A 12,487-nucleotide genomic window follows, 5' to 3' on the forward strand; every position below is an offset into this window, starting at 1 on the left:
CCTCTTTCCTACTTCTCCGCCGGGATGTGCTTGACCACTACGTCCAGGTCGGCGTCGTCGAACGCCTTCTGTGCGGCCTCGGCCACCCGTTTGTTGGAGAAGTTCCATTCGACGGGCTTGCCGTTCGCAGCGCGCAGCTGGCGCTGCGCCTGCTCGATGAACTTGTCCGCCTGGGCCTTCTGAAGAGTCCCGTCCTCGCCGACCTTCTTGCCGTATCCGAACTTCGCCTCGATGTAAGTCTGCCGTGACGAGTCCCAGCCATCGAAGTCGACGTCCCTGCCCGTCCTCGGATCCTTGACAGCGTATTCCTTGCCCCGCTTCACATTGGTGACCTGCTCCTGGTAGCGCATCCAGCGCTCCATGCTCGGCCAGTACGCCACCGCCTTCTTGGCCTTCCACTGGCCGTCACCGCCGTCCTTGGAGCCCTTTCGCGGGTTCTTCAGGTCGTTGTACCAGGAGGGCTTCTTCCACTTGGCGACCTTCTTGCGGCTTTCTTCCTTCTTCGCCTCCTTCTCGGCCGCCTCGGCCTCCTCGGCCTGCTTGCGGGCTTCCTCCGCCTGCTTTTTGGCCTCCTCGTCGCAGCCGCCTTCGGCCAGTACGACATAGGGGGCGCGGGACCCGCCGGCGGCGAGGACCGTGGTGCCGCTGCCGGCGGACCCGGTCAGGCCCGGGATGTCGCCGTACGGGACGCGGCGGCCGGAAGCAGAGGCAATGGTGCAGCCGGATTTCCTCGCCCTCTCCTCGGCCGCGTCCGCCGCCTCGTCGGCCTCTTTCGCCGCCTTCGCTGCGGCGTCGGCGTCACCGGCCTTGGCCGCTTTCTTGGCGTCCTCCGCCGCCTTCGCGGCTTTCTCGGTGAGCTTGCCGACTTTGCCAAGTTTCCCGAGTTTGCCGAGTTTCTGAACGATCTTGGCTTCGCCGTAACCGGGGATGAAGAGCGAGCCGACGTTCCAAACGACGTTGGTGACCGCGCGGGTTTTCTCGCCGTTGTCCCACTGGTCACGGACCTCGTCGCCCACGAACGTGTCGTCCAGGACCTTGACACCCGTGTTCAACGACGCGCCGCCCCAGTCGGTGAGCGCGTCGAAGTAGTCGCCGTTGTCCCACTTCTCGCCTGCGTCCTTGGCGTCCTCGGACCACTGGTCGCCCAGCGAGCTGCCGTAGTCCTTCAGGCCCTCCCACGCCTCACCCGGGTTGGTGACCGTGTCCCAGATGCCCGTGACGTCACCCCAGATGCCGTCGACGAACAGGCCCTGCCCCACCTGCTTGAACTGGTCCCCCACACAGCCGAAGAAGGCCCCGACACCGGAGGTGCAGCCGTCGTCGCCGTCGTCGTCGCCGCTGTTCCCGGCGGCCTGCTCGTCCTCCTCCCATCCTGGCTCGCCCTCAGCTGCGTCGTTCTTCTCCTCGTCGGTCTCCTCGGGGTACGAGACGGTGGTGTCCTCGCGGCCCTGCGAGGCGGAGCCGTTGTCGACGCCTTCCTCACCGACCTGGCCGCCCGAGTCGGACCCGGGGGTGCCCTGGCCTCCGGAATCGGCTCCGCCGGGCCCGTTTCCGCCGGCGCCGTCGTTCCCGGTGCCGCCGTTGCCGGTGCCGCCGTCGCCGGTGCCGCCGTCGCCGGTGCCGCCGTTGCCTGTGTCGCCGTTGCCTGTGTCGCCGCTCCCCGTGTCACCGTCAGCGGATCCGCCGTTCTCGGCGGCTTGGCCGCCCTTGCCCTGACTGCCTTGGCCTTGGCCGGCTGCGCCGTCACCGTCGGTCTCGTTCGCGCCGTCGCCGGCCTGAACCTCCTCCCCGCCGTTTCCCGCTTCCGCCGGGCACGACGTTCCGGTGACCTTGCACACCGCCGACTGAATGCCGGTGAATATCTGCGTTCCCAGACCACCGACCAGCAGAGCGACGATGATCGCCGCGACCACGGCCACCAGCCCCACGTACTCCACCGCCGTCTGGCCCTCGTCCCGGCGCCAGCGGATCATCCGGGCCAGGGAGAAGGGGCGGCGTTCGGCCCTGGCCGACTCGGGGAGGCGGTACCAGTCGCGGCTGTCCCGGCGGGTGAGGAAGTAGAGGATCAGCGAGGGGAGGAAGAGCTGGGTGTAGCCGCGCGGTGATCCGTCGGTGATGTTGGATATCGAGCCGAGGATCAGCCAGATCTGTACGGCGATCAGCCCGCCCCTGATCCTCGCTCCGCCCTCCCAGGTACGTCGGGCCAACCACCAGCCGACTGCTCCTGGGGCGGCGGCGTAGGCGGTCAGGGCGAGTACGCCGCCGTCCAGGGCGTCGTACGAGGCCGCGGTGAGCAGGAGGCCGAGGCCACCGACGACCGTGACCGCGAAGAGGGTGTGGACGAGGACCAGCGCCGTCGCGAGCGAGCCGGGCAGGTCCCGCCGCCCACCACTCCCCGACGGCCACCCGGCCCCGAACTCCGGCGCTCCCCCGATCGAGGCCATGTCCCCCCACCTTCGTTCTACGACACGGCCCGAGGGTAGGAAGGGGACGGCGGGACGGGATGGGCCCGTGGCCCCAAAACGGGGCCTAAATGACGGGGCCTATCGCTCGAGTACGCCGGCGCCGCGTACGTACGCCCGGGCGCCGTGGTGCGGAAGCACGGCCCACATGCGCGTACCGCCGCCCGGCTCGCGCGCATCGCCGAAACCCCAGTTGCCGCCGCACGCCTTGACCACACAGGCGAGCACCCGCAGAGCCGCTCGGCGGCGGGTGTCGCACGCCGCCGCCAAGTGGGGATTCGTGTGACGCGGGTGGCCGTCGTAGAGGATCACGCGCAGGGCGGACTCCCGGTAGCGCAGCGACATGTAGACCTCTGCGGAGGGTGTGAATCGGCAAGCACAGGCCGCGAGTTCGCCGACCGCTTGCACGGCTGCGTCGGTAACGTCCTCCAGGCTGTGGGCTCGCAGGATCGTCCGCGTCGCCGTGCGGGCGATGGCCGGGCTTTGGAGTGCGGCAGGGAGCGTGAGGCTGTAGGTGAGGGTTTCGGGGGTCGGGGGTGTGGGCGCGGTGGCCGGGGACGAGCAGGTGGTCACGGACGCGGGCATGGCAACTCCCTTGGTCGTCGGGGGATTCTGCTCCGCGGGTGGCTCGTCTCCCTGACGCGGGCCCACCGCTCCCAGGGCAGGAGTGTGTGGGCGGGCACGCGTGATGCGCTTCCGTTTGCGGCGGAGAGTTGTGTAGTCGATCTGTCACTGACCGTATAGGGAGTAGAGTCACAGTGTCCATCGGATTGGAGATAATTACCCCTACCGCGATGGACCTTGGCGTCGCGCACCGGCAGACTGAGGGCCACCACAGCTGAAGAAGGGGCGGCATGGCCACGAGAAGTACGCCGACGGAGCGACAGAAGCGTCTGGGTGCCGAGTTGCGGAAGATGAGACTCGCGGCGGGGGCGACCACGGAGTACGCCGCCGGATTGCTGGGCATCGACCGGACCCGGCTGTCCAACATGGAGTCGGGGATCCGCCCGTTCTCGGCCGACCGTGTCCGCACGCTCGCCTGCAACTACGCATGTGCGGACGCACGTTACGTCGAGGCGCTGGTCGCCATGGCCGACAGCAAAGAGCGGGGCTGGTGGGAGCGCCACCGCGGCACGCTACCAGCCGGGCTGCTGGACATCGCCGAGTTGGAGTGGCATGCGACGCGCGTACGGACCGCACAGGTCATGCACGTGCCAGGACTTCTCCAGACCGAGGAGTACGCCCGTGCCGTCTTCGCCGCCGTCCTCCCCACGCTGAGCCGGCTGGAGGTGGAGCTGCGCGTGGCGCACCGCATGGAGCGGCAGCAGGTCTTCGACCGGCCCGAGTCACTGCCGTACGTCGCGTACGTCCACGAAGCCGCGCTCCGTATGCCGTACGGCGGCGTCGAGGTGACCCGGCAACAACTGGAGCACCTGGCCGAGCGGTCCGAACACGACGCGATCGACGTACGGGTGATCCCGACGAGCGTGGGTGGGTTCCCCGGGGCGGGGCACGCGCTCCTGTACGCGGACGGGGACGTGCCCCAACTCGACACTGTGCAGCTGGACTCCGCACACGGGCCGGAATTCACCGGCGCGGAGGCGCAGCTCACCAAGTACCGTGCTCATCTGGACTGGATGGACGACGCAGCGCTGCCGACGGCGGCCTCGCGTGACCTCATTCGCAGCGTCGTCCGCGAATTCTGACCGTAAAGGAAGCCACCGTGACCGGCATCGACTGGGAAGACCCGTACTGCGGCGAGGGCAACAACTGCTTCCGCATAGGCACCGATGCGGATGGCAACGCCTACATCGCTGTCGCCGGGCAGGAGGAGCGCCATCTGACCGACAGCCGCGATGCCCTCCGGGCGCTTATCCGGGACATCAAGGCGGGCAAGGCCGACCATCTGCTGTAGGCCCCCACTCCGAGCCGGCCTCCGCTGCCTCGGTCAGCAGGCGGGTCGCTTCGGCGACGGCGACGTTCCGGTCGATGTAGCGCATGGCCAGATCCAGCGCCCAGGGGGCGAAGCAGTCCTCACGCCACAGCCATTCGAGCACGCCCCGTGCCAGAAACTCGCCGATGCGGGTTGGCCAGCATTCGGCGAAAGCCTCCGGATCCGTTTCCTCCACGTCGATGCCCAGCCGCCCACAATGGCCGGGGCGGATAGCCCTCAGTTCGTCCCCGTGCTGAAGACGATCCGGGTTCGTCTGCCGGTCGGGGCCGGCCCCGCAACCGGCCGGGCCCAGTTGCCGCGAACAAGGCGTACTCGTCCCGCGCCAACCACTCCCACCTGTGCAAACGCCGTATCAGAGCGGTCATCCCGGAGAGAAGGACCATGTGGCCAACCGCAAGAAGAAGGGCAGCCGAGGCGGCCGTCCCGTCACTTTCGACGCCGGTCTTTACCGTGGTCGCAACACTGTCGAGCAACTGATCAACCGGATGAAGGACTGGCGCGGCATCGCCACACGCATCGACAAGACGCCCGAGAGCTACCTCGCCGGCCTCGAACTCCGCGCCTCGATGATCTGGCTCGGAGGTCTCCTGGAAGCAGCCGATTGATCACGACACCACACAGGCCCTGGGGCACGCCGGAGCCGTTGTCAACCGAACCAGACGACCAGACGTACGTTGTCGTCCCCGTGCTTGTCGACGAGGTCCCGCATCGCATTCCAGACCCGGGACCAGGGTGCCTGAGCCGGAGGAGCGAGCATCCGCGCTGTGAGAATCACGGGGCGGTACACGGCGCCGTCCAGGTGGACCTCGCCGCCCTGCGGCCATTCCGCTGGGCTGTACACATCCTCGCCGAAAGCATCGGCCGCGGCCTCATCCAGGCCGGGCGTGGCTGAGCCCCACACGATGTCGTGCTGGACGAGCTCGCCGTCATCACCAGGCGCCACAGGCCTGCCCAGTAATAAGCAGGCTCGTCGGCGAGCGGGGCGTCCCAGTCGACCACGGCGACTTCGGCCCAGGTGGCATACGTGTGGCTGTGCTGATAGTCCTCGCCTCCGGTATCCCGTACCGGATCCGAGGGGTCGCTCGGAAGCCCGCGGTCGGCAAAGAGGGGACGATCCACACCCCCCGTCCCGCCGAAGTTGAAGAGACACCCCCACGCCTCGTGGTCCCGCCACAGTTGCAGGTCCAGAAGGTCGACCGCCATCTCCCAGTGTCCGTCGGCCGAGCGAGTCTCGATCACACCATCTATGTCTGCGCCCACTGAGTTGATGCTAAGGCCCAGTGCAGGTGCGCAAGTGTGAGCGTCACCGGTTCATAACCGTCGGGGGAGGACAGTGAGCAGTTCCGCTCCAAGGGCGTGCCGCGCTCCTTCTCGTCCTCGCGGGCTCACCATGGAACATGCCTTGGACGCCGACACCACCACCAGCGCTCGGCCTTCTCGTCGTTCCCGGGCTCGGTGCATGCACGGAAGATGCCGTCCAATCGCGTCACAGCGGATCTCAGGCCGCCGGCGTATACGTCGTCGACCTCGCGCAAGAGACGCGCCAGAGTGTCCCGGGCCTCCAGATCACGCCGGAAGAGGTCTTCCCGGTACCGGCCAGAAGGGCTCCCGTCGGACTCCAACCGGCGCACCAGCCTCTCCCACACGCGCAGGCTGTAGTGGACGCGCCCTTCGACGCTCGCCGCCGTGTCCGTCGGATACGGGGCCAGGAAGGCATCGGAGAGAGGCGTCCCGATGGGCTCGTATTCGAGAGCTTCGGGGAGCCACTCCACCTTCGCGCGAGGGAGATCGGCCACCTTCTCCTCCACCGCGTCGACCCGGTATCTCGTGTCCTCATCGGCGTCGATCGCCTCCAGCCGACATCTCACGAGGCGTCCATCCGGCACCGCGACCCAGTATGCGGAGTCCAGGTCGATGTCCATCGAGGGGAAGAGGACCGAGGTCGTCGTACGGACCGCGAGCCCTTGCGCCAAGTCCGCCTCACTGAGAGCTCCGGCCGTCTCGTCCTCGACGTAGATGTCGAGCTCCAGCGCCAGGTCACCGGGCGGCAGCACGCGGTACGTGCACAGAACAGGTGAGTCCCAGCGACGCGCTTCCTGGTCCCCGTCCGTGTCGGCGACGTCGACCGCTTCGGGCGTCACGGCCAGCAACTGAGCCAGCGCCCCGCGGAGCCGCGACGGCTCTGTCTCCGCGACGGTGAAAAGATTCGCGATCACTCAGCGTATTCAATGCGGTCCATGGCGACCAAGCCAGGGCCGGGGACCGGAAAGACGGTTCCGGTGTCCTCTACTCAATAGGTCCGTCCGTTGATCTCGTGCGTGTTGTTGTCCGGCAGCAGCTTGGCACGCCCCTTCGCAGCGGCCAGCGGAAGCCGGAGCCCCACGTGCAGGGAAGCTCTTGTGCAGGTGGGAGCAGGAGAGGCTAATCGTCCTTTCCCTCAGCTCCGCGCCTACTACCGCTCCGCCTCTCCCTCCCCATATCGAAGAGTTTCCCCTGTGCCGCCTCCGCGTTGTCCCAACTCGCCGGACCGCCCGGCTTCACCGACAGGCGATCCAGAGCTGCCCTGGCCTCAGGACTCCCCATCGCGCCCAGCAGCTCGATGGCAGAGTCCGCGCCGATGTCCTCGATCACGCAGCGCTCGGCCGTATCCACCGCCCAGTCGGCGAAACGGCCGGGGTCGGAGTCCAGGGCCAGCCAGCGGAACACCGAGTCGGCGGTGTCGTCCCGCAGCCGCGGGATCATGGCGAGTATCGCCGCTTCGACGTGATCAACGACATGCCGCTGAAGCGGGTACAGCCTCTCCCGCCCCCGCCACTCGCGCACCAGTTCGTCCACACCGGCCCACGTCACCTGGCTCGTGCGGGGCATCCTCTCCCCCACCGCCTGGTGGAACTCCTCCCACACGTGCCACAACAGGCCCGGAGACGGCGGCTGAGGCACATCCGGCGCCAACTCCGGGTCCTCCAGCAGCTCGGTCACCACCTGCCGAGCCTCCGCCACCCGCTCATCGGTGCGCGGCAGGTCCCCGATCCGATCCCAGTCGCCCTCGTCCCAAGGCTGTGGCAAGGATCGAAGGGCGCGGGGCAGAACGTAGTCACCCTCCGGATCACGCCATCGCGCGACCTGCGGATCCCACATCTCCTCGGCACTCAGCTCCGCGTCCGACTCGCTCATTTTCGCCGTCCTGCCACGTCTCGTGGCTGTCGTCCACTCGTTCGTCTTATTCGATGCCCAGATACGCCTTTGCGCTGTCCGGATCCTTCATCTTCCTCCAGTCCATCGTGCCGTTCGCCGTCCGCTCGTCGATGGCACGCTGCATCCTGCCGAGCTGGTCGGCGGACAGACCCTGGCCCGCCACCTTCACGTCCACACCGTTCTTGGCCATCTCACCGGCCGCCGTTCTGGTGTCGCTCGCCGGCTTGCCGTTCCGGGCGGGCTTGAACTCGCTGAAGACCGACGTCCAGCGGTCCGCCGTCTCGATCTCCACGGTGGCCTTGCGGCGCGGCTCCTTGCTCGCCCACTCCTTGAGCCTCTCGACCTGATTGGCGAAGTCCGCCTTGCGTGTGGCCGAGCCGGCGTTCTTGACCTCCTTGACGTGCACGGTGCCGTTCTTGTCCTTGTAGACCACGTCCGCGTCCGGGATCTCGTCGAGATTCACCTTCTCCCCGTTGCCCAAGTCAGCCTCCTTGCGGTTCATCTTGCCGCCGACTCCGGCGTCCACGTGGGTTCCGGGGGCCGCGTCGTCGGCAGCGCGGCGTACGGCGTTCACCTCCGCGCGTGCCTGGGCGAGCTTGTTGGCGTCGGAGGCATTGGCGACCTTGCCTTCCAGCGCCGCGGCGGCATCGCCGTTGACGTTTCCGCGGCGTGCGAGGTCGGTGATCTCGTCGAGCGAGTCAGCCGCGTCCTTCATGCTGATCTCACCGGGTTCCGGGGGGTCCTTGGCGCGGTTGACGAGCCCGTCGATCTGGTCGTCAGGCACCGAAGAGCCCCGCTCCCGCAGTGCGGCCTTCGCCGCTTCGGCCCGCGCGTCCAGCGCCTCCTGCTGGGCCTGGCGCGCGTCGTCGGCGTCGTCGCCCGTGCACTCCTTGCCGCCTCCTTCGGCGACGACGATCCGGCCGCCCTGAGGGGCCGCCAGGACGCCGGTGCCGGTGCCCGGGACTCCGCGCAGGCTGCCGCCACCGCCGTACGGGACGCGCCCGATCGCGATGGTGCAGCTGCCGTTCTTCTCGGCCTTCTTCTTCGTCTCGTCGGCGTGCTTCTGGGCCTCGTCCGCGGCCTTCTTCGCGCCGGCGAAGTCGCCCGCCTTCGCCGCCTTGCGGGCCTTCTCGGCCGCGTCCGCCGCCTTGTCGAGGGATTCACCGACCTCGGCCAGCTTCTTGAACTTGGTGAACTTCGTGATGGTCTTCGGGCTGAAGATGCCGACGACGCCGACGACGGTGTTGCCGATGGAGGCGCCGTAGTTGCCCTTCTCCCAGTTCTCTTTGTCGATCAACGTGTCGGTCGCAAGGTCGGACACGAAGTCCTCGGGCGAGTTGACCCAGCCCCATACGGAGGAGACGTAGTTCCCCTTGTCCCACTCCTTGCCCAGCTCGTCGGCCTTGTCGCCCCACCAGTTCGTGGTGTAGCCCTTCAGGCCGTTCCAGCTGTCCTTGATCGAGCCGACCGGGTCGCTGACGACGTCCATGGTGCTGGCCAGGAAGCTCTTGGTCGGGGCCACGAAGAAGCCACGGACGTGGTCCATGAACGTCCTGTCGTGGCGTTCCTGGTCGTGTACGTCGTCCCAGAGCGACCTCTGGTCGAACGGCCCCGGAGCGAGAGGGACCGTGTCGTTCGTCCCCGCGCCCTCGTAGGTGATGATCCGAGTCGACCAGGCCGGACCGCCGTCGGTGTTGTTGCCGCCCGTCCCACCGTCGGCGGTCGTGCCTTCCTGGCCGCCGGGACCGGCCTGGGTGCCCGAGTCGCCTTCCGTACCTGTCTCGCCGTTCGCGCCGCCAGCGCCATCTGACCCCGTGCCATCGTCCGCGTTCGCGCCGCCGTCCGCGTTCGCGCGGCCGTCCGGGTCCGCGCCGTTGCCGCCGTCGGTGCCGGTGCCGGTGCCGGTCTCCGAACCGTCTTGCTGCGCATCGTCGTTGTTGTCCCCGGCCGCACCCGTCTCCGTGCCATCGCCCTGCGGAGCGGGGCAGGCCGTGCCCGTCACCGAGCAGACCGCCGACTGGATGCCGTCGGCGATACGCCCGCCGAGGCCGCCCACCGACAGCGCGACGATGATCGCCGCGACCACCGCGATGAGCCCCGCGTACTCCACCGCGGTCTGGCCGTCGTCCCGCCGCCAGCGGATCATTCTCGCCAGGCTGAACGCCCGGCGCTCCTCCCTGTCCTGGGGAGGGATCTCGAACCACTCTCGCGACCGGGCCCGGCGCAACAGCACGATGACCGCGATCGGCATCGCCGCCTGCGTGATGCCCCGCAGATCGCCGTGCAACAGCGTGCCGAGCGACAGCCACACGATCCACGCCTGTATGGCGATCAGTGCGCGGCTCGTCCACACCCCGCCCCGCCACAGGCGCCGGGCCAGGTAGACCCCGGCCACGCTGGGCAGCGAGTCGTACACCAGGATCCCGAAGATCTCCCCGGAGTAGTACGTCACCACCGACAGCACGGTGACCACGTACAGGACCGTCAGCGCGAACTGCACCCACAGGAGTACCTGCGCCCAGCCCAGTTCGCGTGGCAATGGCGAACGCCGGTCCCAGGAGGGGGTGTTCTGTGCGCCCCACATCCCGCTCGGGGGTATCGGGCTACCGGCACCGGACATAGGTGACCTCAGTTCGCGGGCGGCGATTCAAGGCGGACACCCGGCCGAGGCTAATGAGAATCGATTACTGACACATGGGCCCCTGGGCCCAACCCTGGGCCCGCGGCCGCAGTTGCCCCCGAGTTCACTCACGGCGCGGCACCCGCGGGCGTCACGAGACGGACATCAAAGCCGGTAAGGCGGACCACCCGCTGTAGGCGTTGCCTGCGCGGCGCCCGGAGTCGGGCTGGTCAGCGGTTCAGGTCCATGACCCCGACTCCGAGCCCGGCATAGAGTTCCGGCGCGACGGTGGTCACGAGCCCTCCGTCGGGGAGCATCGGGTTCGGCCGCGCAGTATGTACGGCTGCCGCTACGCCGAAGTCAAGACCGTCGCGGCACAGCTCGGCAACGGTCACAGCCATCGCGTAGTCGTCATCGACGATGCGGAGTACGTCCAGCAGCACACCGGCGTGAGCGACGATCCCCCCACGCTCGCGCTCAGCCTCGAGGAGGCACAGAACTGGCACCCACAGGCGCACGTCATCGCTGGCCGCCGCCGCATGGATGAGACCGGAGACCTGCTTGTTGCCTCCCATCGCCAGGAGCGTGGCAGTGTCGAGGACATAGTGTTCGGTGAAGTTCAACGCGACGGCTCCGCCTCGGCGAGCGCGGCCCGATGAGCGGCAGTGGCTTCACGCATCTTGCGCCGCATCTCCGCAGACTCCGCGTCCGTCACATAATGCCCGAATCGCTCCGCAAGCACGGCGCGGGTGTGCTCGGCCCGTTCCTTGATCTGCTCGGGAGTCAACGTCTGAGCAGCTATCTCCTGCATGAGGGCGCGCAGGCTGGTCCCTCGCGCCTCCGCCACGGCGGCGAGCTGGTCACGGACTTCGGCGGGCACACGAATCATGACGTCGGACATGCGGAGAGTATACGTGACGTATACGCCGAGCGCTCCCTGTCTGCGCCGCACACGCCAGAAGCCCCTCCCAGTTCGCGGTTGTGGGAGAGGGCCTCCGGCGTCCGAACGGCGCTCAGCTCTCCGTGCGGGGGAAGGAGACCTCGACGCGGCGGTTCTTCTTGCGGCCGGCCTCCGTGGAGTTGTCCGCGATCGGGTACTGCTCGCCGTAGCCACGTACCTCGTAGGTGACGTTGGAGTCGTTCAGCTCCTGGTCCAGGACCTCCTGTACGGCGTTGGCGCGCTGCTTGGACAGGACGTCGCCGTGGGCGGAGGAGCCGAGGTTGTCGGTGAAGCCGAAGACGCGGATCTTCGTCGCGTTCTGGGTCTTGATCTCCTCGGCGATCGCGGAGATGCGGGCCTTCGCCTGGGCGCCGAGCTTCGCGCTGTCCTTGCCGAAGAGGACCTCGGCCTGGAGGGCGAACTTGACGTCGGCGTTGGTGTCTTCCCGGCGTTCGTCGCCGCTTTGGTCTTCTACGACCTGTTTGATGTCGAGGACCTTGGCGGCGGCCAGGGTGGCGCCCTCAGGGAGTTTGAGGTCGGGGTCGTTGGGGTCGACCTTGACGGGGGCCGTGGCCGTCGCTTCGGTGCCCGGGGGCACACTGGGGCTTTCGTCGGCGTGGGCGGTTGCGGCGCTGAAGATGCTTGTCGCGACCATGATCGAGACGACGGGGACTGGCCAGGCGAGGCGGTGAGACGCTGTTCGGACAGAGGTGCGGGTGTAGGTCACGGTGGGCCTCACCCGGAGATCTGGATGGCGGCGCTGGCGAACAGCGGCAACTGGAAGTTGACTTCGGTAGTGCTCGACGGCGGTGCCGGGAACTGCAGGAACACGTCCATCGTGTCACCCGGTTTGATCGTCGAGAAGCCCGTGGTCGTCAGCGGGCGCCCATCCGTGTCGCGCAGTACGTAGTACCGCTTCTTGCCCTTCGAGTCGACGAGCGTGGCACCACCGAGTGACCTGCCATTGTTGAGAATCTCGGTCTCATTGCCGCTCAGCGCTGCTGGAATCACCGTGACCTCGGAGCCGTCGTTCTTCAGATCGCCGCTCAACGTCACGAAACCACCTGAGTCGCGGACGGCAGATGTGATCTGGAGGAGCAGCCCGCTGGGGCCCTTCAACTCGGCCAGTGGCTCGCTTGCCTGTCCCTCTTGAGCACTCGGTTGGGATCCACCACCCTTGGAGGCGGACGCCGATGCGTTCGGCTTTTTGTCGTCGCCGCCTCCGCTGCAGCCGGCCACGCCGAGAGCCAGTCCAGCCACAACGGTCATCGCGACCATCCCCCTGCGGGCCTTCGTAGTGAACCGAATGCTCATGC

12 protein-coding genes and 1 pseudogene are annotated in these 12,487 nt (G+C 68.0%); 3 read left to right on the plus strand and 10 right to left on the minus strand.

Annotated features, from left to right (window positions below; all coding sequences use genetic code 11):
* Window positions 1-8 precede the first annotated feature (8 nt).
* Together ACIBL4_RS06535 and ACIBL4_RS06540 are read right to left on the minus strand one after the other, a co-directional pair.
* Window positions 9-2,444, minus strand: a complete 2,436-nt coding sequence (locus ACIBL4_RS06535) for a Tox-REase-5 domain-containing protein (protein ID WP_399407111.1) — start codon at window positions 2,442-2,444, stop codon at window positions 9-11.
* A 99-nt stretch (window positions 2,445-2,543) separates the two neighbouring features.
* The gene (locus ACIBL4_RS06540; protein ID WP_399407113.1) at window positions 2,544-3,047 is read right to left on the minus strand and encodes an ATP-binding protein; all 504 of its coding nucleotides are present in this window, start codon (window positions 3,045-3,047) and stop codon (window positions 2,544-2,546) included.
* Window positions 3,048-3,316: 269 nt separating this feature from the next.
* Here ACIBL4_RS06540 and ACIBL4_RS06545 point away from each other — a divergent pair, with 269 nt between their 5' ends.
* The 3 genes and pseudogenes from ACIBL4_RS06545 to ACIBL4_RS06555 all read left to right on the plus strand — a co-directional run.
* Window positions 3,317-4,168, plus strand: a complete 852-nt coding sequence (locus tag ACIBL4_RS06545; protein ID WP_399407115.1) for a helix-turn-helix domain-containing protein — start codon at window positions 3,317-3,319, stop codon at window positions 4,166-4,168.
* Between the two features lie 17 nt (window positions 4,169-4,185).
* A complete protein-coding gene (locus ACIBL4_RS06550) occupies window positions 4,186-4,377 on the plus strand; it encodes a hypothetical protein (RefSeq protein ID WP_399407117.1) in 192 nt (63 codons plus the stop codon).
* 247 nt (window positions 4,378-4,624) lie between these two features.
* Window positions 4,625-5,021 (plus strand): annotated as a pseudogene (locus ACIBL4_RS06555) (transposase); the annotation flags it as partial.
* Between the two features lie 41 nt (window positions 5,022-5,062).
* Here ACIBL4_RS06555 and ACIBL4_RS06560 read toward each other — a convergent pair.
* The 8 genes from ACIBL4_RS06560 to ACIBL4_RS06595 form a co-directional block, all read right to left on the minus strand.
* Window positions 5,063-5,359 carry a hypothetical protein gene (locus ACIBL4_RS06560; RefSeq protein WP_399407119.1) on the minus strand — a complete coding sequence of 99 codons (297 nt, stop codon included), beginning with the start codon at window positions 5,357-5,359 and terminating at the stop codon, window positions 5,063-5,065.
* 442 nt (window positions 5,360-5,801) lie between these two features.
* Window positions 5,802-6,557 carry a hypothetical protein gene (locus ACIBL4_RS06565; RefSeq protein ID WP_399408096.1) on the minus strand — a complete coding sequence of 252 codons (756 nt, stop codon included), beginning with the start codon at window positions 6,555-6,557 and terminating at the stop codon, window positions 5,802-5,804.
* A gap of 280 nt (window positions 6,558-6,837) precedes the next feature.
* Window positions 6,838-7,590 (minus strand): hypothetical protein, encoded by a 753-nt coding sequence (locus ACIBL4_RS06570; protein ID WP_399407121.1) that lies wholly within the window; start codon window positions 7,588-7,590, stop codon window positions 6,838-6,840.
* 46 nt (window positions 7,591-7,636) lie between these two features.
* Window positions 7,637-10,150: a hypothetical protein gene (locus tag ACIBL4_RS06575; protein WP_399407123.1), complete on the minus strand. Its 2,514-nt coding sequence runs from the start codon at window positions 10,148-10,150 to the stop codon at window positions 7,637-7,639.
* 311 nt (window positions 10,151-10,461) lie between these two features.
* The gene (locus tag ACIBL4_RS06580) at window positions 10,462-10,854 is read right to left on the minus strand and encodes a hypothetical protein (RefSeq protein ID WP_399407124.1); all 393 of its coding nucleotides are present in this window, start codon (window positions 10,852-10,854) and stop codon (window positions 10,462-10,464) included.
* The gene (locus ACIBL4_RS06585) at window positions 10,851-11,132 is read right to left on the minus strand and encodes an Arc family DNA-binding protein (RefSeq protein WP_399407126.1); all 282 of its coding nucleotides are present in this window, start codon (window positions 11,130-11,132) and stop codon (window positions 10,851-10,853) included. The genes ACIBL4_RS06580 and ACIBL4_RS06585 overlap by 4 nt, the downstream gene beginning before the upstream one ends.
* A gap of 112 nt (window positions 11,133-11,244) precedes the next feature.
* The gene (locus tag ACIBL4_RS06590) at window positions 11,245-11,826 is read right to left on the minus strand and encodes an OmpA family protein (RefSeq protein ID WP_399407128.1); all 582 of its coding nucleotides are present in this window, start codon (window positions 11,824-11,826) and stop codon (window positions 11,245-11,247) included.
* 80 nt (window positions 11,827-11,906) lie between these two features.
* Window positions 11,907-12,485 carry a hypothetical protein gene (locus tag ACIBL4_RS06595; protein WP_399407130.1) on the minus strand — a complete coding sequence of 193 codons (579 nt, stop codon included), beginning with the start codon at window positions 12,483-12,485 and terminating at the stop codon, window positions 11,907-11,909.
* Between the last annotated feature and the right edge of the window lie 2 nt (window positions 12,486-12,487).

It is taken from the genome of Streptomyces sp. NPDC050416 (assembly GCF_044458845.1).
Classification (GTDB): domain Bacteria; phylum Actinomycetota; class Actinomycetes; order Streptomycetales; family Streptomycetaceae; genus Streptomyces.

What these genes read in the sequence shown, in the direction of transcription:
- ACIBL4_RS06585 (WP_399407126.1), bottom strand. Translation starts at nt 11,132, where the DNA reads ATGTCCGACGTCATGATTCGTGTGCCCGCCGAAGTCCGTGACCAGCTC.
- ACIBL4_RS06540 (WP_399407113.1), bottom strand. Translation starts at nt 3,047, where the DNA reads ATGCCCGCGTCCGTGACCACCTGCTCGTCCCCGGCCACCGCGCCCACA.
- ACIBL4_RS06570 (WP_399407121.1), bottom strand. Translation starts at nt 7,590, where the DNA reads ATGAGCGAGTCGGACGCGGAGCTGAGTGCCGAGGAGATGTGGGATCCG.
- ACIBL4_RS06590 (WP_399407128.1), bottom strand. Translation starts at nt 11,826, where the DNA reads ATGGTCGCGACAAGCATCTTCAGCGCCGCAACCGCCCACGCCGACGAA.
- ACIBL4_RS06595 (WP_399407130.1), bottom strand. Translation starts at nt 12,485, where the DNA reads ATGAGCATTCGGTTCACTACGAAGGCCCGCAGGGGGATGGTCGCGATG.
- ACIBL4_RS06535 (WP_399407111.1), bottom strand. Translation starts at nt 2,444, where the DNA reads ATGGCCTCGATCGGGGGAGCGCCGGAGTTCGGGGCCGGGTGGCCGTCG.
- ACIBL4_RS06545 (WP_399407115.1), top strand. Translation starts at nt 3,317, where the DNA reads ATGGCCACGAGAAGTACGCCGACGGAGCGACAGAAGCGTCTGGGTGCC.